Below are 22,233 nucleotides of genomic sequence, written 5' to 3'. Positions count from 1 at the left end.
TTAAAACGTAGTAGTGTTGGTAAAAAATCAGTGCTCTTCAGACGCCATCGACAGATAGACGATCGTCAGAACCATGAAGATAAAGGCTTGCAGCGTAATGATCAGGATGTGGAAAATGGCCCACGGCACATTCAGAACCCACTGTGACCACCACGGCAGAAGACCCGCGATCAGAATGAAAATCAGCTCACCCGCATACATGTTGCCGAACAGTCGCAGACCCAGTGAAACAGGTTTGGACAGCAGGCTAACGCCTTCCAGGATCAGGTTGACCGGAATAAACGCCCAGTGGTTGAACGGCTGCAAGGTAAGCTCTTTCACAAAGCCGCTTACGCCTTTCATTTTGATGCTGTAGAAAAGAATCAGGATAAACACGCCCAGCGCCATCGACAGGGTGATGTTCACGTCCGCAGACGGTACCACACGCAGTGCAGGCAGGCCGAAGATGTGCTCGCCGATAAACGGCAGCAGATCGATTGGCAGCAGGTCCATCAGGTTCATCAGGAAGACCCAAACGAACACGGTCAGCGCCAGCGGAGCAATCAGCTTGCTCTTGCCATGGTACATGTCTTTGACGCTGCCATGGACGAAGCCGATGATCATTTCGATGAAGGTCTGGAATTTCCCTGGTACACCGCTGGTCGCTCGTTTAGCAACACCGCGGAACATGGCCAGGAACAGAAGACCCAAAACCACCGAGAAGAACATGGAGTCGATGTTGATCGTCCAGAAGGTGGCCGGGGGGTTATGTGGATCCACCAGCGAGAATGTACGCAGGTCCAGCTGAAGGTTATTCAGATGGTGACCTATGTAATCCTGCGGCGTCATATTTTCTGAAGCCATGATGCCTTTTACCCTTTGTTATTGATTACAGCTGGAGCCAGAACTTGTACCACCAGCACCAAAACCCACGTTGCTATCAGCGGCATGAAGACCACTTTCAAAACCGCCAGCGCCATCACCAGTAGAGCAAAGGTCAGCAACACCTTACACACTTCGCCGAGGGCGAAGGACCAGGCCACGCGGCCTTTGGCAGGTGTATGCGCCTGATGACGCCAGGCAAAAATCATAAACAACACGTTTGGCAGCACAACCGCCAAACCCCCGCACACGGCGGAGATGCCCCAGAAGGGGTCTTTGAGGCTAAACAGCAGTCCACTTGCTATCACAGCCAGAAACTGAATGAACAGAAGCTTACGAGCAACGTTTCTACTCAAGAGCGACACAGACATCACGTTTTTACTCCTGCTCCCTTCGAGGTATGCCGCGTGTCGTATAAAACGTCCTTTAAGGCTCAGAGTCAAGCATCAAAAAGCGGTCAAATTATACGGTGCGCACCCGTGATTTCAAACATTAAGTAGCGAAAAGGTGAATAAATGTTTAAATATTTTTCCCCACCGCTATTTTTTAACTTTCGCTGAAAGCGTCAACCTTCGACCAAAACTGCAAACAGCGCGAAAACGTTGACGATAAAGCGTGCACGAGATCACAAAACACACATTTGCAATAAGGTTGTATTTATCAAAGGCGCAAATCGCGGAAATTTATCTTTATGAAATTAAAAGCAAAACGTCGTAACTATTTTCAAAACAGCCCAGTACACAATAAAAACCTTTTATTGACATTCTTAATAAATAATTAACATTGCGTTCTGGTTACTGCCTTCCACTTTTAGCAGACTTATATTTTCACAGATGACTATCTTCTCGGTGAATAATAGTTACTTCGTTAACCGGAAGAAAAACCTTAGTGAAGCAGAGGTTAAAAGCTGCCCGAAAAATCCCCGCTAGTTGTGCTGTTTTTTAACATGATAAGAACAGCACGAATTCCACATTTTTTATTAATTTTTTAAAAATTGTTTGGCTTAATTATCACCAGGTGACGTTCACCTTCGAGCTGAGGAATCTCTAATTTCTCAATAGACTCGACAGCAAAACCGTCCGGAAGCTGTTCAATCTCATCGCCTGGCAACTGCCCTTTCAGCGCATAAAAGCGGCCGTTCTCCGCAGGTAAGTGTTTGCACCAGCTCACCATATCGTTGAGCGACGCAAATGCGCGGCTGATAACCCCGTCAAACGGCGGCTCTGCCGGGAACTCCTCTACCCTGCTCTGCACGGGCGTGATGTTCTCAAGCTTCAGCTCATGCTGTACCTGACGTAAAAATCGCACGCGTTTGCCGAGGCTGTCCAGCAGCGTGAAATGGCTCTCAGGGCGAACAATCGACAGCGGAATACCCGGCAGACCAGGGCCCGTCCCCACGTCGATAAAGCGTTCACCTTTCAGCCAGGGGGCAACCACGATGCTGTCGAGAATGTGGCGAACGAGCATCTCGTTGGGGTTGCGAACAGACGTCAGGTTGTACGCTTTGTTCCATTTGTTCAGCATATCGACATAGGCCACCAGCTGATTTTTCTGGTGATCGGTGAGCGAAATACCTGCCTGATCCAGCAGACGAGAGAGTTTGTTGAGCACGGTGAATACCTGTTGAGAGACTTAAGTGGCGGGTGGCGCTTCGCTTACCCGCCCTACGGAGTTCAGTAGGCCCGGTAAGCGCAGCGCCACCGGGCAATTTCAAGGCTTTACGCGCTACGGCGCAGCATGCCCTGCTTTTTCAGCCACACCAGCAGGATCGAAATCGCCGCTGGAGTCACGCCCGAGATGCGGGAAGCCTGGCCGATCGATACCGGTTTGTGATCGTTCAGCTTAGCGATCACTTCGTTGGAAAGGCCCGTCACCTGGCGGTAGTCCAGCATTTCCGGCAGCAGCGTGTTTTCGTTACGCTGCTGTTTTTCGATCTCATCCTGCTGACGCGCGATGTAACCTTCGTACTTCACCTGGATCTCAACCTGCTCCGCCGCTTCAGCATCTTCCAGGCCCGGCGCGAACGCGGTCAGTTTGACCAGGTTCTCGTAGGTGACTTCAGGACGGCGCAGCAAATCTTCACCGCTGGCCTCGCGCGACAGCGGCGCGGTTAAGTGAGCGTTTACTTCAGCAGCGGTTTCCGCCTGCGGATTCACCCAGGTGGTTTTCAGACGCTGACGTTCCTGTTCAATGCGCTCCAGCTTCTCGTTGAAGCGCGCCCAGCGTTCGTCATCGACCAGGCCGAGCTCGCGGCCCATTTCGGTCAGACGAAGGTCGGCGTTATCTTCACGCAGCATCAGGCGATATTCTGCGCGAGAGGTAAACATACGGTACGGTTCTTTGGTACCCAGCGTGCAGAGATCGTCAACCAGCACGCCCAGGTACGCCTGAGAACGGCCGGGTGCCCAGCCTTCTTTCTCGGCAGAGAAGCGCGCAGCGTTCAGGCCGGCAAGCAGGCCCTGTGCAGCCGCTTCTTCGTAGCCGGTGGTGCCGTTAATCTGACCCGCGAAGAACAGACCGTGGATGAATTTGCTCTCCAGGGTCGGCTTCAGGTCACGCGGATCGAAGAAATCGTACTCAATAGCGTAGCCAGGGCGAACGATTTTTGCGTTCTCCATACCCTGCATTGAGCGAACAATTTGCATCTGCACGTCGAACGGCAGGCTGGTGGAGATGCCGTTCGGGTAAATTTCGTTTGAGGTCAGCCCTTCCGGCTCCAGGAAGATCTGGTGCTGGTTGCGATCGGCAAAGCGCATCACTTTGTCTTCAATCGACGGGCAGTAGCGCGGACCGATCCCTTCGATCACGCCAGCGTACATCGGGCTGCGATCGAGGTTATTGCGGATCACATCATGGGTTTTCTCGTTGGTATGCGTGATATAGCACGGCACCTGCTGCGGATGCTGTGCCGCATTGCCCATGAACGAGAAGACCGGCATTGGGTTATCACCGTGCTGTTGCGCCAGCACGCTGAAATCAATGGTACGCGCATCAATACGCGGCGGCGTACCGGTTTTCAGGCGGCTAACGCGCAGCGGCAGTTCGCGCAGACGGCGAGACAAGGGAATAGACGGCGGATCGCCAGCACGACCACCGCTGTAGTTATCCAGGCCGATATGAATTTTACCGTCCAGGAATGTCCCCACGGTCAACACCACGGCTTTGGCGCGGAATTTGAGGCCCATCTGGGTCACCGCGCCTACGACGCGATCGTTCTCAACGATAAGATCTTCGACCGCCTGCTGGAAGATCATCAGGTTCGGCTGGTTCTCCAGCGCGGTACGTACCGCCTGACGGTAAAGTACGCGGTCTGCCTGTGCACGGGTCGCTCGAACAGCAGGCCCTTTGCTCGCGTTTAGTATCCTAAACTGGATGCCGGCATGATCGATCGCTTTCGCCATCAGGCCGCCAAGTGCATCCACTTCTTTTACCAGGTGTCCTTTCCCAATGCCGCCAATCGCCGGATTACAGGACATTTGTCCCAGCGTGTCGATATTGTGTGTCAAAAGCAGGGTCTGCTGACCCATTCGCGCTGCGGCCATTGCGGCCTCAGTGCCTGCGTGACCCCCGCCAATGATGATGACGTCAAAAGGATCCTGATAAAACATGGTGGTCTGCCTCGCGTAAAGCGGTATGAAAATGGATTGAAGCCCGGGCCGTGGATTCTACTCAACTTTAGTCTTTCGAGAAAGCATTGGGATCCTGGGCTATTAAAAAGAAGATCTTTTTATTTAGAGATCTGTTCTATTGTGATCTCTTATTAGGATCGCGAACCCATGTGGATAAGTCCGATCTCATAAAGAAGATCATGCAGTTAGAAAGGATCGTTTGCTGTGAATGAACGGTGATCCTGGACCGTATAAGCTGGGATCAGATCGCGACTTTATACACAGGCCAAAAACGACGCTACGGTTGTTCTTTGGATAACTACGGGTTAATACGAGCTTTTAACCAGAGTTATCCACATCTGTTCGCGCGATCTTTAATCGTTTTTGAGTAAATTTTTCCATTCCGCGAGCCAGATCTCGGCTGGATCCTCCGGAATGTCATGATCGAGGATGTTGATCTTGAGTGTTTCACCCAGCTGTTTTGCTCCGCAGGAGGTCACAGCGGTTTCGACTTTCTCTATTGCCCCGCAAAAGGTGTCATATTCACGACTGCCGATCCCTACTGCGCCAAAACGGACGTTTGACAGATCGGGCTGCTGTTCCAGCAGTTCGTCATATAAAGGTTGCAGGTTATCCGGCAGATCGCCCGCGCCGTGCGTAGAGGTGATCAGCAGCCAGACCCCATCAGTCGGGAGATCTTCCAGCAACGGGCCGTGCAGGGTTTCCGTGGAAAAGCCCGCCTCTTCCAGCTTTTCAGCCAGATGTTCCGCTACGTATTCTGCACCACCCAGGGTGCTGCCGCTGATAAGGGTAATGTCCGCCATTGATCGCTCGCCCAGATAAAGAGACGGCCATTGTACGCTGTGAACGAGCTGGGATCTACCTGTGGAAAATGTGGGAATGGATTTGCCCGATCACGGGCGGATGGTACGCATGATCGGGTTTTGCAGGGAGATCAGGGTCTCGGTGGACTGAATTTCATCGATTGTTTGGATCTTGTTGATAAGTACCTGCTGGAGCGCGTCGATGGATCGGCACATGACTTTAATAAAGATGCTGTAGTGCCCGGTGGTGTAGTACGCCTCGGTGACTTCATCCAGCGCGTTCAGTTTCGCCAGGGCGGAAGGGTAGTCTTTGGCGCTTTTAAGAATGATGCCGATGAAGCAGCAGACGTCGTAACCCAGCTGCTTCGGGCTGACGTCAATGCGTGCACCGGTGATGATCCCTGCCTGCTTCATCTTCTCTACGCGAACGTGAATGGTTCCCGGGCTGACGCCAAACTGTTTCGCCAGTTCGGCGTAGGCGGTACGGGCATTGGCCATTAACGCCTCCAGAATGCCGCGGTCGAGATTGTCGATCTGATAATTTTCCATAGCTTTTTCTTATGAAGATTAATGAATCACTCTATTCTAGCGCCTTATATTATCGAATCAAAAGTGAAGGTGGCTTTTTGTTGATGGGTTATTGAATAAGGTGCCATTTCTGTTGCTTAATCAATATCAACAGGACGCAGGAGTATAAATAATGAAAACCGCTTACATCGCAAAACAACGCCAGATCAGTTTCGTAAAATCCCATTTTTCCCGCCAGCTGGAAGAGAAGCTTGGGCTGATTGAAGTCCAGGCGCCGATCCTCAGCCGCGTGGGTGACGGGACGCAGGATAACCTCTCTGGATGCGAAAAAGCGGTACAGGTGAAAGTGAAAACACTGCCAGATGCTCAGTTCGAAGTGGTTCATTCACTGGCGAAATGGAAGCGTCAAACCCTGGGGCAACACGACTTCAGCGCGGGCGAAGGGCTCTACACGCACATGAAAGCCCTTCGCCCCGATGAAGACCGCCTTTCTCCGATTCATTCCGTTTATGTTGACCAGTGGGACTGGGAGCGCGTGATGGGTGATGGCGAGCGTCATGTCGGCACGCTGAAATCCACCGTTGAGGCGATCTACGCCGGGATCAAAGCAACCGAAGCGGCCGTAAGCAAAGCGTTTGGTCTGGCACCGTTCCTGCCGGATACGATCCACTTTGTGCACAGCCAGGAATTGCTGACCCGTTTCCCGGATCTGGATGCCAAAGGCCGCGAGCGCGCGATTGCTAAAGAGCTGGGTGCGGTGTTCCTGATTGGGATCGGCGGCAAGCTGTCTGACGGTAAGTGCCATGACGTTCGTGCGCCAGATTATGATGACTGGAGCACCACCGGTGAGGGTGAATTTGCCGGTCTGAACGGCGATATTCTGGTCTGGAACCCGGTACTGGAAGACGCATTCGAGCTTTCTTCTATGGGGATCCGCGTGGATGCTGACGCGCTGAAGCGCCAGCTGGCGGTGACCGGTGATGAAGATCGTCTCAAACTGGAGTGGCACCAGGCGCTGCTGCGTGGGGAGATGCCGCAGACGATTGGCGGCGGTATCGGCCAGTCCCGTCTGACCATGCTGCTACTTCAACTGCCCCATATTGGTCAGGTTCAGTGTGGCGTCTGGCCTCAGCAGGTTCGCGAAAGCGTCGGCTCTCTTCTGTAATTAACGCTGCCAGCGTCTAAGCAGGCGGCTGCGCAACCCGGTATCAAAGCGCCAGATATGATCGAAGATGCGCATGATGCCGGGTTTTCCATGGGCGGACATCGCCACCGCATGAAAACGGTGCTGATGCACACGCTGTAATTCCTTCACTTTATTTATCACGTCATCCGGCAGCCGCTGGGCGATAAAATCGGAAATCACCACCGCGTCAGCGTCGTACCAGTCGCCGCCCTGCATCCGCTCAACGATGCTGCGAAAACAGCTGGCCAGATCGGTGCCGCCGCGAAAACGCTGGCTCAGGAAGCGGATTGCCTGCTCGATCCCCTGCTGGTTCGTCAGCTCATAGCCTACGACTTCGCTGGAGAACAGCATGATGAAGCAGCGACGGCGATCGGCGAGCGCCACGCGCATCAGCGCCAGACAGAATGCTTTTGCACACTGCTCGTTAAACCCACCCATCGAGCCGGACGTATCCACGCAAACGATGAAGGGTCCGCGCGGCTGTTCATCAAAATCCTGATGAACGACCGGCCGCTGGCTGATTTTCTCACGCCAGGCTTCGCCGTGCAGCCGGTAGGTGAGGAGCTGTTTTTCCACCAGCCGACGGTAAAACTCATACTCCAGCTCGGTCATCCCCAGCGTGCTCAGCTCCGTGGGCAGCAGACGCAGAATATCATCGCTCTGCTGGAGCCCGTCGACCTGCTCCGGAACGGTGGCCGGTTCACGCACCAGGGTGCGGAAGGTTTCCATCGGGGCGTCTTTCTTTGGAACTGACTTCGCCTCCCTTGAGCGTCCCAGCTGTTCTGCAAGCTTCATCAACTCGGGCTGCTGCGTCAGAAAATCGCCGTATTTGACGATCAGCTGATAGTCCCCGCGCCGGAGCTGGCCGGCGCTCATATCCCAGAGACGCCCTGCCGCGTTCTCATTTTCCACCAGCACCTGCTCAAGCTGGCCGCTTAAGGTCATGCGTTCCTGAACTTCACTGAGCAGCTGTTCGCGCTCTTCATCCAGCAGCTGCTGGTTTAGCGTCGTGGCCTGCACCACCAGGCTGAGACGCCAGCGCTGTAAAAAGAGGGTGTGCAGTGCGGGAGTAAACGTGGCGTTGTCCGTGACCAGCCCCCGGGCCTGGCTGGCAAACGGGGAGTGGACCTTGTCGAGCAACGTCAGGGTTTGCGGAAGCTGGACGATAAACTGCGGCGTGGAGAGCCGCTGGCACTGCTGATAGCAGGCCACCTCTTCCTTTAACTCAGGCGGAACTTCGGTCTCCCTGAAGCGCTGACGCAAATTTTCGCGCCAGCGCGGAAGATCGTCCGTCATCGCCTTTTTGAGCTTCGGAAATTTTTCAAAGAAGGCTGCCAGCTGCGGCGAAGCCAGAAGGGTTATGACCACTTCTTCGATCAACCCTTCCTCGCTGACGGCCAGCATGACGTTAAGCGTATCCAGAGTTAGCATTGACGCGCCTGTTTAATCTGCGCGCTGACGTCCTGCAGGCTGGCTTCAATGCGACCTAACCAGTCGCTATGAATAAAGAGGCATTTTTGCTGCTCGCTAAAGCGGGTGTGCTGCTGGTGCCATTCGGTATCCAGCGCGTCCAGCTGCTGCTTAATCTCTTCGGGAACGCTGTCAGAGGCGGTTCCCGGAAGCGCGAGACGCGAGCCCTGCAGGCTGACGTCGCGGATCACCAGGTGCTGGCTGCTGTCGACTTCCATATTCAGCGGCTGCGCGAAACCGATACCGTTGAGCTTTCCGCGGATCTCTCCGCCCTTATCCAGCCACTGCGCCAGCGCTTCGCGCTCAATCGTCACGTGCACCACCTGCATATCATGCAGCTTGAGCGGCTGCTGGAGCAGCAGGGTCAGCGTCGGGCTGGTGAGTTCGGCGGGTAATTCATAGTGCGGTTTGCGGGCGAACATCCCCCCCAGGCGATTCACTTTCAGCGCGGTTTTATCACTTTGCTGCTGCTGAAGCTGGATACGCCGCTGGGCAATCGCCCCCAGCTGGTTGAGCATCGCCTGCTGTCCCCACGCGTGTCCGGTCATCAAAACGTCAAGCTGCTGCTGCATCAGATTCATGCCTTCCGCGTCGTGCCAGAGGCAATCTTTCAGCAGGATCAGATCGATGGGGGCAACAGCATCGCGGCCGCTAAACAGGGCGCTGGCCTGCAAGAGGCGGATCGCTTTTTTCCAGCGGCGATCGGAGACATAGGGCGCAGAAGGAAGATGATCAAGCTGCTGACGCAGCAGATAGATCAGCTCGAATACCGCGTCCGGCAATGTGATTTTGCCAATATCCTGCTGCCACTGGTAATACTCTTCATCCGTCACCTGCAGCGAAGCGGATACCGGGTTTTCACTTTCATCCTGCTGGCTGATCAGCATGGAGCGGAAGTTAGACTTATCCTGTACTTTGTCCAGCCACAGGCGGATGAGCATACGGTCATACAGCGCTTCCAGGCTGCTGTCGGCTTCGGGCAGTTCGTTAGAGGCGGCCACCAGCAGGCGCATCGGGATTTTCTCTTCACTGGCGCCGTTACGGAACCGACGTTCGTTTATCGCCGTGAGCAGGGTGTTCAGAATGGCCGGTCCCGCTTTCCAGATCTCATCAAGAAAGACAATTTCTGCCTCAGGCAGATACCCCGCCGTCAAACGCTCGTAGCGCCCTTCATCTTTCAGCGCCTGAATGGAAAGGGGGCCAAACACCTCTTCCGGGGTAGAAAAGCGGGTCATCAGGTATTCAAACGCGCGGGCGTTCTGAAAAGCAAACTTAAGCCTGCGGGCAATCAGGCTTTTGGCGATGCCCGGCGGCCCTAGCAGAAACACGCTTTCACCGCTCAACGCCGCCAGTAAACAGAGGCGAATGGCGTGGCTACGCTCGAAAAGGCCTTTCTCCAGCGCGCTGCTGAGGCGGGAAATTCTTTCTGCTAATAAATGTGAGTGAGCCATAATAGTTTTGCATCCTTTCGCCGTCGTGGCGGCCAATTGAAGCGAGTATAGACGTTTCAGTCAGGGCTGGTAATAGACTGAAGTGCGGCGCAATTTTCTTTGCGCTACATTAATGCGGTTGCATTTAGGGGTACGATTTTGCATTGAATCGTGCATACTGTGCGCTTTTTGTGGGCCAAGGGACCAGGAACACATTTGTTATTCAAACGAAAAGACTAGTCTATGAGCACTGATAATAAGCAATCATTACCCGCAATAACGCTTGCGGCGATCGGGGTTGTCTACGGTGATATTGGCACCAGCCCGCTTTATACGCTTCGTGAATGTCTGTCCGGCCAGTTTGGCTTTGGTGTTGAGCGCGATGCCGTATTTGGCTTCCTGTCCCTCATCTTCTGGCTGCTGATCCTGGTGGTTTCTGTTAAATATCTTTCCTTCGTTATGCGCGCTGATAACGCGGGCGAAGGCGGTATCCTGACCCTGATGTCCCTTGCAGGGCGCAACACCTCCGCCAGAATGACCTCCGTGCTGGTGATTATCGGCCTGATTGGCGGCAGCTTCTTCTATGGCGAGGTGGTTATCACGCCCGCGATTTCGGTCCTCTCGGCGATAGAGGGGCTGGAGATCATTGCGCCGCAGCTTGATACGTGGGTGGTCCCGCTGGCCATAATCGTGCTGACGCTGCTGTTTGTGATCCAGAAGCACGGTACCGGGCTGGTGGGTAAACTGTTTGCACCAATTATGCTGGCCTGGTTCCTGATCCTGGCCGCGCTTGGCTTGCGCAGCATTATTGCTAACCCGGAAGTGCTGCATGCGCTGAACCCCTACTGGGCCGTGCATTTCTTCCTCGAATACAAAGTGGTTTCCTTCGTAGCGCTGGGGGCGGTCGTGCTCTCCATTACCGGCGTTGAAGCGCTGTATGCTGACATGGGTCACTTCGGGAAACTGCCTATCCGCGTGGCCTGGTTTATTGTGGTGCTGCCGTCGCTGGTGCTGAACTACTTTGGCCAGGGCGCGCTGTTGCTCAAAAATCCGGAAGCGATAAAGAACCCGTTCTTCCTGCTGGCGCCTGACTGGGCGCTGGTGCCGATGCTGATCCTGGCGACGCTGGCGACCGTCATTGCCTCTCAGGCGGTGATTTCCGGCGTGTTTTCTCTGACGCGCCAGGCCGTGCGTCTGGGGTATCTCTCGCCGATGCGCATCATCCATACTTCAGAGATGGAGTCGGGCCAGATCTACATCCCGTTCGTTAACTGGCTGCTCTATCTCGCGGTTGTGATTGTTATCGTCAGCTTCGAGCACTCCAGCAACCTGGCGGCGGCGTACGGTATTGCAGTAACCGGTACGATGGTGCTGACATCGCTTCTCTCCACTACGGTGGCGTACCGAAACTGGCACTGGAATAAATTCCTCGTGGCGATGATTCTGGTGGGCTTCCTGTGTATTGACGTGCCGCTGTTCTCCGCGAACCTCGACAAGATTGTCTCCGGCGGCTGGCTGCCACTGACGCTGGGTCTGGTGATGTTCATCGTCATGACCACCTGGAAAAGCGAGCGTTTCCGCCTGCTGCGGCGCATGCATGAGCACGGGAATTCTCTGGAGGCGATGATCGCTTCGCTGGAGAAATCTCCGCCGGTCCGCGTGCCGGGCACTGCGGTGTACATGTCTCGCGCCCTGAACGTCATCCCGTTCGCGCTGATGCATAACCTCAAGCACAACAAAGTGCTGCACGAGCGCGTGATCCTGCTGACGCTGCGCACCGAAGATGCGCCTTACGTTCATAACGTGCGTCGCGTGCAAATCGAGCAGCTCTCTCCGACATTCTGGCGTGTGGTGGCGAGCTACGGCTGGCGTGAAACGCCAAACGTGGAAGAGGTGTTCCACCGCTGCGGTCTGGAAGGGCTGAGCTGCCGGATGATGGAGACGTCGTTCTTTATGTCTCACGAGTCGCTGATCATCGGCAAGCGCCCGTGGTATTTGCGCCTGCGCGGCAAGCTGTACCTGATCCTGCAGCGTAACGCCCTGCGCGCGCCTGACCAGTTTGAGATCCCGCCTAACCGCGTGATAGAGCTGGGTACGCAGGTCGAGATTTAAGTCCTTTCGAAAATGCCGGGTGGCGCTTCGCTTACCCGGCCTACCCAACCCGTAGGCCCGTGCAAGCGAAGCGCCGGCGGGCAATTTCTCCCATCAATATTTCACTTAGCGAAACGTTTCGACGTCGATCACAAATCTGTTACGTCATGGTGGTTTTCTGAACATTTCTGAGGCTACACTTCTTTTAGCGAAACGTTTCGCTAGTGGAGCAAGAAAATGAAGAAAGGCACTGTACTCAACTCAGAAATCTCATCGGTTATTTCCCGTCTTGGGCATACCGATACGCTGGTGGTTTGCGATGCAGGCTTACCGGTTCCGCGCAGCACAACCCGTATCGATATGGCGTTAACGCAGGGCGTACCTTCGTTTATGCAGGTACTGGACGTGGTGACCGCGGAGATGCAGGTTGAGGCGGCCATTCTCGCGGCGGAAATCAAACAACATAATCCGCAACTCCACGAAACGTTGCTCAGCCATCTTGAGCAGCTGCAACAACACCAGGGAAACACCATCGAAATTCGTTACACAACGCACGAACAATTCAAACAACAAACCGCAGACAGTCAGGCGGTGATTCGCAGCGGGGAGTGTTCCCCGTATGCGAATATCATTCTCTGTGCTGGCGTCACCTTCTGAGGCCATCATGGACGCATTACTGCAACTCAAAGGGATCGATAAGTCGTTCCCGGGCGTAAAAGCCCTCTCCGGCGCGGCGCTGAACGTTTACCCCGGGCGCGTAATGGCGCTGGTGGGCGAAAACGGCGCCGGCAAATCCACCATGATGAAAGTGCTGACCGGTATCTATCAACGCGATGCCGGTTCGCTCCTCTGGCTGGGTAAAGAGACCACCTTTAACGGCCCGAAATCCTCTCAGGAAGCGGGCATCGGCATTATTCACCAGGAGTTGAACCTGATCCCACAGCTCACCATTGCGGAGAACATCTTCCTCGGCCGTGAGTTCGTGAACCGCTTCGGCAAGATCGACTGGAAAACCATGTATGCCGAAGCCGACAAGCTGCTGGCGAAGCTGAACCTGCGCTTTAAGAGCGACCGCCTGGTCGGCGATCTCTCCATCGGCGATCAGCAGATGGTGGAAATCGCGAAGGTGCTGAGCTTTGAGTCGAAGGTCATCATTATGGATGAACCGACCGACGCCCTGACCGATACCGAAACCGAATCCCTGTTCCGCGTTATCCGCGAGCTGAAATCGCAGGGGCGCGGGATTGTCTATATCTCTCACCGTATGAAAGAGATCTTTGAAATCTGCGATGACGTCACCGTCTTCCGCGACGGGCAGTTTATTGCTGAGCGCGAAGTGGCCACGCTGACCGAAGATACGCTCATCGAAATGATGGTAGGACGTAAGCTGGAAGATCAGTACCCGCATCTGGATAAAGCGCCGGGTGAGATCCGCCTGAAGGTGGACAACCTCTGCGGTCCGGGTGTGAACGACGTCACCTTTACCCTGCGCCAGGGCGAGATCCTGGGCGTGGCGGGCCTGATGGGCGCGGGACGTACCGAGCTGATGAAAGTGTTGTACGGCGCACTGCCGCGCACCAGCGGTTATGTCACCCTCGACGGCCATGAAGTGGTCACCCGCTCCCCGCAGGATGGTCTGGCGAACGGCATCGTCTATATCTCCGAAGACCGCAAACGCGACGGCTTAGTGCTGGGCATGTCGGTAAAAGAGAACATGTCCTTGACTGCGCTGCGCTATTTCAGCCACAGCGGCGGCAGCCTGAAGCATAAAGACGAGCAGCAGGCGGTCAGCGATTTCATCCGTCTCTTTAACGTTAAAACCCCGTCGATGGAGCAGGCGATTGGCTTGTTGTCCGGCGGGAATCAGCAGAAAGTGGCGATTGCGCGCGGGCTGATGACGCGCCCGAAAGTGTTGATCCTCGACGAGCCAACCCGCGGCGTGGACGTGGGGGCGAAAAAAGAGATCTATCAGCTGATTAACCAGTTCAAGGCCGACGGTCTGAGCATCATTCTGGTCTCTTCCGAGATGCCAGAAGTATTAGGCATGAGCGATCGTATTATCGTCATGCATGAAGGGCATCTCGGCGGTGAATTCACTCGCGAGCAGGCCACCCAGGAAGTTCTGATGGCTGCCGCTGTGGGCAAGCTTAATCGCGTGAATCAGGAGTAAGAAGATGACAACCCAGGCTGTTTCTGGTCGCCGCTATTTTACAAAGGCGTGGCTGATGGAGCAAAAATCGCTGATTGCCCTGCTGGTGCTGATCGCGATTGTGTCGACCATGAGCCCGAATTTCTTCACCGTAAATAACCTGTTCAACATTCTGCAGCAGACGTCGGTGAACGCCATTATGGCGGTCGGCATGACGCTGGTGATTTTGACCTCAGGGATCGATCTGTCCGTCGGTTCCCTGCTGGCCCTCACCGGCGCGATCGCCGCTTCGCTTGTCGGGATTGAAGTTAACGCGCTGGTGGCCGTGGCCGCGGCCCTGGCGGCAGGCGCGGCGATTGGCGCCGTCACCGGCGTGATTGTGGCAAAAGGCCGCGTTCAGGCGTTCATCGCGACGCTGGTGATGATGCTGCTGCTGCGCGGGGTGACCATGGTTTATACCAACGGCAGCCCGGTCAATACCGGCTTCACCGATAACGCCGATCTGTTTGGCTGGTTCGGTATAGGTCGCCCGCTGGGTGTCCCGACCCCGGTCTGGATCATGGCTATCGTCTTCCTGGCGGCGTGGTACATGCTGCACCATACCCGTCTGGGCCGTTACATCTATGCGCTGGGCGGTAACGAAGCGGCAACGCGCCTGTCCGGGATTAGCGTTAATAAAGTTAAAGTCATCGTGTACTCCCTGTGTGGTCTGCTGGCGTCACTGGCGGGCATCATCGAAGTGGCGCGCCTCTCTTCCGCGCAGCCGACGGCGGGTACGGGGTATGAGCTGGATGCTATTGCAGCAGTGGTTCTGGGCGGTACGAGTCTGGCGGGCGGTAAAGGTCGCATTGTTGGGACATTGATCGGCGCACTGATTCTCGGTTTCCTGAATAATGGTTTGAATTTGTTAGGTGTTTCCTCCTATTACCAGATGATCGTTAAGGCAGTGGTGATTTTGCTGGCGGTACTGGTAGACAACAAAAAACAGTAACTGACGACACTACAGGACATCTTAGATATGAACATGAAAAAACTGGCTACCCTGGTTTCCGCTGTCGCGCTGAGCGCAACCGTAAGTGCTAACGCCATGGCGAAAGATACCATCGCGCTGGTTGTCTCTACGCTGAACAACCCGTTCTTCGTCTCCCTGAAGGACGGTGCGCAGAAAGAAGCGGATAAACTGGGCTACAACCTGGTGGTACTGGATTCACAGAACAACCCGGCGAAAGAGCTGGCTAACGTTCAGGACTTAACCGTTCGTGGCACCAAAATTCTGCTGATCAACCCAACCGATTCTGATGCCGTAGGCAACGCCGTGAAGATGGCAAACCAGGCGAAAATTCCGGTGATCACCCTGGACCGTCAGGCAACCAAAGGCGACGTGGTGAGCCATATCGCGTCTGACAACGTGCTGGGCGGCAAAATCGCGGGTGACTACATTGCGAAGAAAGCAGGCGAAGGCGCGAAAGTTATCGAACTGCAGGGGATTGCCGGTACGTCTGCCGCCCGCGAGCGTGGCGAAGGCTTCCAGCAGGCGGTTGCAGCGCATAAATTCAACGTACTGGCCAGCCAGCCTGCGGACTTCGACCGTACTAAAGGTCTGAACGTCATGCAGAACCTGCTGACCGCACATCCTGACGTACAGGCGGTCTTCGCGCAGAACGACGAAATGGCGCTGGGCGCGCTGCGTGCCCTGCAGACTGCAGGTAAATCTGATGTGATGGTTGTCGGATTTGACGGCACGCCGGATGGTGAAAAAGCAGTAAACGATGGCAAACTGGCTGCGACCATCGCTCAGCTGCCTGAGCAGATTGGCGCCACTGGCGTTGAAACTGCCGACAAAGTGCTGAAGGGCGAAAAAGTTCAGGCTAAATACCCTGTTGACCTGAAGCTGGTTATCAAGCAGTAAAAGGCGAATCAGGTCGTCACTGGCGGCCTGAGGGACACCAATAAAGAAAAGTGTGGCATACGCCACCGGGTAACACCGGTGGCGCTCTCAGATGGACAACCCAACCATGAAAACCGCAGGCAACCTCGTCGTCCTTGGCAGTATCAATGCCGATCACATTCTTAACCTTGAATCGTTCCCTGCACCGGGCGAGACCGTCACGGGTAGCCAGTATCAGGTCGCTTTTGGCGGTAAAGGGGCAAACCAGGCCGTTGCCGCTGGGCGCAGCGGAGCGAATATTGCGTTTATCGCCTGCACGGGCGATGACGATACCGGTGAGCGCGTACGCAAGCAGCTGGCAAGCGACAACATTGATATCGCACCGGTCAGCGTTGTTGCAGGGGAGTCTACCGGCGTGGCGCTGATTTTCGTCAACGCAGAAGGTGAGAATGTTATCGGTATTCATGCTGGCGCTAATGCAGCGTTGACGACGGAGCGCGTAGAAGCGCAACGTGCAATCATCGCCGGAGCGGAAACCCTGCTCATGCAGCTGGAGTCACCGGTTGAAAGCGTGCTGGCCGCGGCCAACATCGCGCATGAAAATCATACCACTGTCGTACTTAATCCGGCCCCTGCCCGTGTATTATCTGACGAGCTGCTGGCGCTGGTGGACATCATCACGCCGAACGAAACCGAAGCCGAAAAGCTGACGGGCATTCGCGTTGAAAACGATGATGATGCCGCGCGAGCCGCGCGTGCGTTGCACGACAAAGGCATCGGAACGGTGATCATCACCCTGGGCAGCCGTGGGGTATGGGCAAGCGTAAACGGTGAAGGCCGTCGCGTGCCGGGCTTTAAGGTGAAGGCGATTGATACCATTGCAGCGGGAGATACCTTCAATGGTGCACTGGTGACCGCGCTGCTGGAAGGCAAGAGTATGGATGATGCGATCCGCTTCGCGCATGCGGCTGCCGCGATTGCGGTGACGCGCAAGGGCGCCCAGCCTTCCGTTCCGTGGCGTAAAGAGATCGATGAATTCTTAAGTCAGCAGGGGTAACGCTTGGCCACAATGAAAGATGTCGCTCGCCTGGCGGGCGTTTCTACCTCGACGGTGTCTCACGTCATTAATAACGATCGCTTCGTCAGCGAGGCGATTCGGGAAAAAGTCGAAGCGGCAGTAAAAGATCTCAACTATGCGCCGTCTGCGCTGGCGCGCAGCCTTAAGCTCAACCAGACGCGTACGATCGGTATGTTGATCACCGCCAGTACCAATCCCTTTTATTCTGAGCTGGTTCGCGGCGTGGAGCGCAGCTGCTTCGAGCGTGGCTACAGCCTGGTGCTGTGCAATACCGAAGGGGACGAGCAGCGCATGAACCGTAACCTGGAAACGCTGATGCAAAAACGCGTCGACGGGCTACTGCTGCTGTGTACCGAAACGCACCAGCCCTCGAAAGAGATTATCCAGCGCTACCCCTCCATTCCCACGGTGATGATGGACTGGGCGCCGTTCGACGGCACCAGCGACCTCATTCAGGATAACTCCCTGCTGGGGGGCGATATGGCCACTCAGTATCTGATCGATAAAGGCTATACCCGCATCGCCTGTATTACCGGTCCGCTGGACAAAACCCCGGCGCGTTTGCGACTGGAAGGGTATCTCGCCGCGATGGCGCGGGCGGGCCTTTCCGTGCCGGAAGGGTACCGTATTACCGGTGATTTTGAGTTTCACGGTGGTTTTGAAGCGATGCAGACGCTGCTGGCGCAGCCGCAGCGTCCGCAGGCGGTGTTTATCGGCAACGATGCCATGGCGTTTGGCGCCTATCAGGCGTTATATCAGGCCGGTTTGCGTGTTCCCCACGATATGGCGGTAATCGGCTACGATGATATTGAGCTGGCCAGCTATATGACGCCGCCGCTCACCACCATCCATCAGCCAAAAGATGAGCTGGGCGAGCTGGCCATCGATGTGTTGATCCACCGAATGGCTCAGCCCACGCTGCAGCAGCAACGCCTGCAGCTTACTCCTGTTCTGATGGAACGGGGTTCGGTTTAGCTTTCGCCTTATGGCGTTCTTTTATCAGGTTACGGCCATCTTTCGGTTTTAACAGCATAAAGACCAGCGCTGAAACGACGGTGAGTGCGCCCATGGTGATAAAGGTATAGTGGAACTGCTCGACGGTGTTCGCGCTGTCGAAACCTTCATAAAACCGCAGTACCGCCGCGCTCACGGCCACCCCTAAACTGATCGACAGCTGCTGGGTGACTGCCAGCACGCTGTTGCCGCTACTGGCGTTCTCGTCGGTCAGATCCGCAAGAGTGATGGTGTTCATTGATGTGAATTGCGTCGACATCGCCATGCCTAGCACAAACAGCGGCAGGATCAGCATCCAGACGGGAAGCGAGGCGGACTGCAGCGAGAACTGTGCAATCATCAGACCGATAAAGACCGTCACGCCAACCAGCGTCTTGCGATAGCCAAACCAGCGTAGCACCTGCGTCACGGTCGATTTTGCCAGAATCGAGCCCATCGCCGTAGGGGCCATCATGCAGCCGGCAATCAGGGCCGGATAGCCGAAACCGACCTGCAGCATCAGTGGCATCAGGAACGGTACGCAGCCGGTTCCCAGACGCGAGGCAATGTTTCCCGCGATCCCGACGGAAAAGGTTCGGGTGTTGAAGAGCCCAAGAGAGATTAACGGCGTCGGGTGACGGCGCGCATGACGTATATAAAGAAGGAACAGCAGAATCCCGGCGAGGATAACGGAGAGCGCCATCCATGTCGCGACGATCTTCTCGCCAAACAGCTCCATCCCGCTGGAGAAAAGCACCAGGCTCAGGCCAAACAGGAAAAAGCCCCCCATGTCGAAGCTGCGTCTTGGCGTGGTGAAGTTCGGCATATATTTGCGGGCATACAGCAGCCCCGCAACGCCAATCGGAATATTAATCAGGAAGATCCAGTGCCAGCTTGCCCAGGTGACAAACACGCCACCGAGTACCGGGCCAAGTATCGGGCCGACCAGTCCCGGCATGGTGACGAAGTTGAGCACGGGAAGCAGTTCGCTTCGAGGGTAGGCTCGTAATAAGGCAAGGCGCGCCACGGGCATCATCATCGCGCCGCCAATGCCCTGTAATACGCGGAAGATAACCAGTTCCGTTAAGGACGAGGAGAGCGCACAGGCCAGCGAACCGAGCGTAAAGAGTGTTACGGCCAGCATGAAAACTCTGCGGGTACCGAAGCGGTCGGCCAGCCAGCCGCTAACCGGAATTAACATTGCGACCGTCAGGGTGTAGCTGATGATGGCGGATTGCATTGCCAGCGGGGAGCGGTTAAGGCTTTGCGCAATAGCGGGAAGCGCGGTGTTGAGGATGGTGGCATCCAGTGCCTGCATAAAAAACGCCATGGCTGCAATCCACGGCAATCCGGCCATGCTGCGCGCTTTTTTCTTTGTCATCTATTTACCTGCTGGTGGGTTGGCGCAGCCAGTAATGCCTGGCACGCACTCAGGGCTCGCTGCCCGTCGCTTTCCTGAATGGCATCTACTATCGCCTGATGCAATTCCAGTTTTACCACGTCGTTTTGTGTAATAGAGGTAAAGTAAGTGTGGTACACCGAATGGAATAATGAGGCAAACGAGGTGAGGAACGGATTGGCGCTCATCATATAGATATGTTCATGCCAGGCCATATCGACTTCAACCCAGCGTTCGCGGTTGAAGTGTTTTTTCAGGAACACCATCTCTTCCATCAATGCGTTAAGCTGCGCTTTTTGCTCTGCCGTGCCAAGCGTGGCGGCAAGCAGACATGCCTGAGGTTCAAGACTGCTGCGCATCACCAGAAAGTGATCGACAACCTGATGAAAGTTATCTTCCGTCATCCACCAGGAGAGCAGCTCCTGATCGAGAAAATTCCAGTTACTCTGTGGCATCACGCGTGTGCCAATACGCGGGCGTGGAAGCACCATACCTTTTGCCGTCAGGGTTTTCACCGCCTCGCGAACCGCGGTACGGCTCACCCCAAACTGCTCACCCAGCTCCATTTCACCCGGCAGGATGCTACCCGGGGCATATTTACCCGCTAAAATTCGCTGCGCCAGCTTTTCTGCCAGCACATACGACAGGTTTTTTTGGGCGGCCAGCTGTTGTGCGCTTAATGGCATCGCTTTTATTCCTTAAAGATTCATGCTGATAATTATGCCACCTCGAATGTGATTGTGGTTGCAGATACATCAAATAGAACAATTTGTAGCTTGATTTCACCGCTGCTGGTGAAAAAAAACACGGATAGAAACTTTTTTTAAATTTCCTCTTGTCACGCCGGAATAACTCCCTATAATGCGCCTCCACTGACACGGAACAACGGCACACACGCCGCCGGGTCAGCAGAGAATAGCGAAAATAAACGCTTGACTCTGAAGCGGGAAAGCGTAATATGCACACCCCGCGCCGCAGCGAAAACGAAGCGGCACTGCTCTTTAACAATTTATCAGACAATCTGTGTGGGCACTCAAAGTGACATGGATTCTTAATGTCTTCGGACAATAAATGAATACCAAGTCTCTGAGTGAACATGCGTAATTCATTACGAAGTTTAATTCACGAGCATCAAACTTAAATTGAAGAGTTTGATCATGGCTCAGATTGAACGCTGGCGGCAGGCCTAACACATGCAAGTCGAGCGGTAACACAGGGAGCTTGCTCCTGGGTGACGAGCGGCGGACGGGTGAGTAATGTCTGGGAAACTGCCTGATGGAGGGGGATAACTACTGGAAACGGTAGCTAATACCGCATAACGTCGCAAGACCAAAGAGGGGGACCTTCGGGCCTCTTGCCATCAGATGTGCCCAGATGGGATTAGCTAGTAGGTGGGGTAACGGCTCACCTAGGCGACGATCCCTAGCTGGTCTGAGAGGATGACCAGCCACACTGGAACTGAGACACGGTCCAGACTCCTACGGGAGGCAGCAGTGGGGAATATTGCACAATGGGCGCAAGCCTGATGCAGCCATGCCGCGTGTATGAAGAAGGCCTTCGGGTTGTAAAGTACTTTCAGCGGGGAGGAAGGYGKTGAGGTTAATAACCTCASCRATTGACGTTACCCGCAGAAGAAGCACCGGCTAACTCCGTGCCAGCAGCCGCGGTAATACGGAGGGTGCAAGCGTTAATCGGAATTACTGGGCGTAAAGCGCACGCAGGCGGTCTGTCAAGTCGGATGTGAAATCCCCGGGCTCAACCTGGGAACTGCATTCGAAACTGGCAGGCTAGAGTCTTGTAGAGGGGGGTAGAATTCCAGGTGTAGCGGTGAAATGCGTAGAGATCTGGAGGAATACCGGTGGCGAAGGCGGCCCCCTGGACAAAGACTGACGCTCAGGTGCGAAAGCGTGGGGAGCAAACAGGATTAGATACCCTGGTAGTCCACGCCGTAAACGATGTCGACTTGGAGGTTGTGCCCTTGAGGCGTGGCTTCCGGAGCTAACGCGTTAAGTCGACCGCCTGGGGAGTACGGCCGCAAGGTTAAAACTCAAATGAATTGACGGGGGCCCGCACAAGCGGTGGAGCATGTGGTTTAATTCGATGCAACGCGAAGAACCTTACCTACTCTTGACATCCAGAGAACTTWSCAGAGATGSWTTGGTGCCTTCGGGAACTCTGAGACAGGTGCTGCATGGCTGTCGTCAGCTCGTGTTGTGAAATGTTGGGTTAAGTCCCGCAACGAGCGCAACCCTTATCCTTTGTTGCCAGCGGTTAGGCCGGGAACTCAAAGGAGACTGCCAGTGATAAACTGGAGGAAGGTGGGGATGACGTCAAGTCATCATGGCCCTTACGAGTAGGGCTACACACGTGCTACAATGGCGCATACAAAGAGAAGCGACCTCGCGAGAGCAAGCGGACCTCATAAAGTGCGTCGTAGTCCGGATTGGAGTCTGCAACTCGACTCCATGAAGTCGGAATCGCTAGTAATCGTAGATCAGAATGCTACGGTGAATACGTTCCCGGGCCTTGTACACACCGCCCGTCACACCATGGGAGTGGGTTGCAAAAGAAGTAGGTAGCTTAACCTTCGGGAGGGCGCTTACCACTTTGTGATTCATGACTGGGGTGAAGTCGTAACAAGGTAACCGTAGGGGAACCTGCGGTTGGATCACCTCCTTACCTTAAAGAACCTGCCTTTGYAGTGCTCACACAGATTGTCTGATGAAAA

Annotated in this window: 18 protein-coding genes and 1 rRNA gene; 9 read left to right on the top strand and 10 right to left on the bottom strand. The window is 55.0% G+C overall.

Features of this window, described 5'->3' with window-relative positions:
* Positions 1–27: 27 nt before the first annotated feature.
* The 6 genes from atpB to asnC form a co-directional block, all read right to left on the bottom strand.
* Entirely contained in the window at positions 28–843 is an 816-nt protein-coding gene (gene atpB / locus BFG58_RS10715) for a F0F1 ATP synthase subunit A (RefSeq protein WP_008500193.1), read from the bottom strand.
* An 8-nt stretch (positions 844–851) separates the two neighbouring features.
* Positions 852–1,232 carry a F0F1 ATP synthase subunit I gene (gene atpI / locus BFG58_RS10710; protein WP_008500194.1) on the bottom strand — a complete coding sequence of 127 codons (381 nt, stop codon included), beginning with the start codon at positions 1,230–1,232 and terminating at the stop codon, positions 852–854.
* A gap of 616 nt (positions 1,233–1,848) precedes the next feature.
* Positions 1,849–2,472, bottom strand: a complete 624-nt coding sequence (gene rsmG, locus BFG58_RS10705) for a 16S rRNA (guanine(527)-N(7))-methyltransferase RsmG (protein ID WP_069719799.1) — start codon at positions 2,470–2,472, stop codon at positions 1,849–1,851.
* Between the two features lie 107 nt (positions 2,473–2,579).
* On the bottom strand, positions 2,580–4,469 hold the full coding sequence (gene mnmG, locus BFG58_RS10700; RefSeq protein ID WP_014072433.1) for a tRNA uridine-5-carboxymethylaminomethyl(34) synthesis enzyme MnmG: 1,890 nt from the start codon (positions 4,467–4,469) through the stop codon (positions 2,580–2,582).
* A gap of 374 nt (positions 4,470–4,843) precedes the next feature.
* A complete protein-coding gene (mioC, locus tag BFG58_RS10695; protein ID WP_069719798.1) occupies positions 4,844–5,293 on the bottom strand; it encodes an FMN-binding protein MioC in 450 nt (149 codons plus the stop codon).
* 90 nt (positions 5,294–5,383) lie between these two features.
* Positions 5,384–5,842, bottom strand: a complete 459-nt coding sequence (asnC, locus tag BFG58_RS10690) for a transcriptional regulator AsnC (protein ID WP_008500198.1) — start codon at positions 5,840–5,842, stop codon at positions 5,384–5,386.
* 151 nt (positions 5,843–5,993) lie between these two features.
* Here asnC and asnA point away from each other — a divergent pair, with 151 nt between their 5' ends.
* Positions 5,994–6,986 carry an aspartate--ammonia ligase gene (asnA, locus tag BFG58_RS10685; RefSeq protein WP_069719797.1) on the top strand — a complete coding sequence of 331 codons (993 nt, stop codon included), beginning with the start codon at positions 5,994–5,996 and terminating at the stop codon, positions 6,984–6,986.
* Here asnA and viaA read toward each other — a convergent pair whose 3' ends face one another.
* Together viaA and ravA are read right to left on the bottom strand one after the other, a co-directional pair.
* Positions 6,987–8,438, bottom strand: a complete 1,452-nt coding sequence (viaA, locus tag BFG58_RS10680) for an ATPase RavA stimulator ViaA (protein ID WP_069719796.1) — start codon at positions 8,436–8,438, stop codon at positions 6,987–6,989. It lies immediately after the preceding gene.
* Complete coding sequence (ravA, locus tag BFG58_RS10675; protein WP_032675673.1) at positions 8,432–9,928, bottom strand: ATPase RavA; 1,497 nt, start codon at positions 9,926–9,928, stop codon at positions 8,432–8,434. Before ravA ends, viaA begins: the two co-directional genes overlap by 7 nt.
* Positions 9,929–10,150: 222 nt before the next feature.
* Between ravA and kup the strand changes: the two genes are divergently transcribed.
* From kup to rbsR, 7 genes are all read left to right on the top strand, one after another.
* Positions 10,151–12,019, top strand: a complete 1,869-nt coding sequence (gene kup / locus BFG58_RS10670; protein WP_069719795.1) for a low affinity potassium transporter Kup — start codon at positions 10,151–10,153, stop codon at positions 12,017–12,019.
* 216 nt (positions 12,020–12,235) lie between these two features.
* The gene (rbsD, locus tag BFG58_RS10665) at positions 12,236–12,655 is read left to right on the top strand and encodes a D-ribose pyranase (RefSeq protein ID WP_008503495.1); all 420 of its coding nucleotides are present in this window, start codon (positions 12,236–12,238) and stop codon (positions 12,653–12,655) included.
* A 7-nt stretch (positions 12,656–12,662) separates the two neighbouring features.
* The gene (gene rbsA, locus BFG58_RS10660) at positions 12,663–14,168 is read left to right on the top strand and encodes a ribose ABC transporter ATP-binding protein RbsA (protein ID WP_024907897.1); all 1,506 of its coding nucleotides are present in this window, start codon (positions 12,663–12,665) and stop codon (positions 14,166–14,168) included.
* A gap of 4 nt (positions 14,169–14,172) precedes the next feature.
* Positions 14,173–15,138, top strand: coding sequence for a ribose ABC transporter permease (gene rbsC, locus BFG58_RS10655; RefSeq protein ID WP_021242657.1), 966 nt, complete (start codon positions 14,173–14,175; stop codon positions 15,136–15,138).
* A gap of 27 nt (positions 15,139–15,165) precedes the next feature.
* A complete protein-coding gene (rbsB, locus tag BFG58_RS10650) occupies positions 15,166–16,056 on the top strand; it encodes a ribose ABC transporter substrate-binding protein RbsB (RefSeq protein WP_008503498.1) in 891 nt (296 codons plus the stop codon).
* 106 nt (positions 16,057–16,162) lie between these two features.
* Complete coding sequence (gene rbsK / locus BFG58_RS10645) at positions 16,163–17,092, top strand: ribokinase (RefSeq protein ID WP_069719818.1); 930 nt, start codon at positions 16,163–16,165, stop codon at positions 17,090–17,092.
* Between the two features lie 3 nt (positions 17,093–17,095).
* Positions 17,096–18,088, top strand: coding sequence for a ribose operon transcriptional repressor RbsR (gene rbsR, locus BFG58_RS10640; protein ID WP_021242654.1), 993 nt, complete (start codon positions 17,096–17,098; stop codon positions 18,086–18,088).
* Here the strand turns inward: rbsR and mdtD are convergent.
* Together mdtD and BFG58_RS10630 are read right to left on the bottom strand one after the other, a co-directional pair.
* Positions 18,054–19,487, bottom strand: coding sequence for a multidrug transporter subunit MdtD (mdtD, locus tag BFG58_RS10635; protein WP_045909349.1), 1,434 nt, complete (start codon positions 19,485–19,487; stop codon positions 18,054–18,056). The genes rbsR and mdtD overlap by 35 nt on opposite strands.
* Positions 19,484–20,191: a FadR/GntR family transcriptional regulator gene (locus BFG58_RS10630; RefSeq protein WP_069719794.1), complete on the bottom strand. Its 708-nt coding sequence runs from the start codon at positions 20,189–20,191 to the stop codon at positions 19,484–19,486. Before BFG58_RS10630 ends, mdtD begins: the two co-directional genes overlap by 4 nt.
* 453 nt (positions 20,192–20,644) lie before the next feature.
* Between BFG58_RS10630 and BFG58_RS10625 the strand changes: the two genes are divergently transcribed.
* Positions 20,645–22,184 (top strand): 16S ribosomal RNA (locus tag BFG58_RS10625).
* Positions 22,185–22,233 lie beyond the last annotated feature (49 nt).

Source organism: Enterobacter sp. ku-bf2 (assembly GCF_001742765.1).
Taxonomy (GTDB): Bacteria; Pseudomonadota; Gammaproteobacteria; order Enterobacterales; family Enterobacteriaceae; genus Enterobacter; species Enterobacter quasiroggenkampii.
This window is presented reverse-complemented; position numbering and strand designations above follow the sequence as displayed.

Excerpts from the sequence above, each read along its gene's own strand:
- atpB (WP_008500193.1), bottom strand. The coding sequence starts at position 843 with ATGGCTTCAGAAAATATGACGCCGCAGGATTACATAGGTCACCATCTG.
- atpI (WP_008500194.1), bottom strand. The coding sequence starts at position 1,232 with ATGTCTGTGTCGCTCTTGAGTAGAAACGTTGCTCGTAAGCTTCTGTTC.
- mnmG (WP_014072433.1), bottom strand. The coding sequence starts at position 4,469 with ATGTTTTATCAGGATCCTTTTGACGTCATCATCATTGGCGGGGGTCAC.
- mioC (WP_069719798.1), bottom strand. The coding sequence starts at position 5,293 with ATGGCGGACATTACCCTTATCAGCGGCAGCACCCTGGGTGGTGCAGAA.
- asnC (WP_008500198.1), bottom strand. The coding sequence starts at position 5,842 with ATGGAAAATTATCAGATCGACAATCTCGACCGCGGCATTCTGGAGGCG.
- asnA (WP_069719797.1), top strand. The coding sequence starts at position 5,994 with ATGAAAACCGCTTACATCGCAAAACAACGCCAGATCAGTTTCGTAAAA.
- viaA (WP_069719796.1), bottom strand. The coding sequence starts at position 8,438 with ATGCTAACTCTGGATACGCTTAACGTCATGCTGGCCGTCAGCGAGGAA.
- ravA (WP_032675673.1), bottom strand. The coding sequence starts at position 9,928 with ATGGCTCACTCACATTTATTAGCAGAAAGAATTTCCCGCCTCAGCAGC.
- kup (WP_069719795.1), top strand. The coding sequence starts at position 10,151 with ATGAGCACTGATAATAAGCAATCATTACCCGCAATAACGCTTGCGGCG.
- rbsD (WP_008503495.1), top strand. The coding sequence starts at position 12,236 with ATGAAGAAAGGCACTGTACTCAACTCAGAAATCTCATCGGTTATTTCC.
- rbsA (WP_024907897.1), top strand. The coding sequence starts at position 12,663 with ATGGACGCATTACTGCAACTCAAAGGGATCGATAAGTCGTTCCCGGGC.
- rbsC (WP_021242657.1), top strand. The coding sequence starts at position 14,173 with ATGACAACCCAGGCTGTTTCTGGTCGCCGCTATTTTACAAAGGCGTGG.
- rbsB (WP_008503498.1), top strand. The coding sequence starts at position 15,166 with ATGAACATGAAAAAACTGGCTACCCTGGTTTCCGCTGTCGCGCTGAGC.
- rbsK (WP_069719818.1), top strand. The coding sequence starts at position 16,163 with ATGAAAACCGCAGGCAACCTCGTCGTCCTTGGCAGTATCAATGCCGAT.
- mdtD (WP_045909349.1), bottom strand. The coding sequence starts at position 19,487 with ATGACAAAGAAAAAAGCGCGCAGCATGGCCGGATTGCCGTGGATTGCA.
- BFG58_RS10630 (WP_069719794.1), bottom strand. The coding sequence starts at position 20,191 with ATGCCATTAAGCGCACAACAGCTGGCCGCCCAAAAAAACCTGTCGTAT.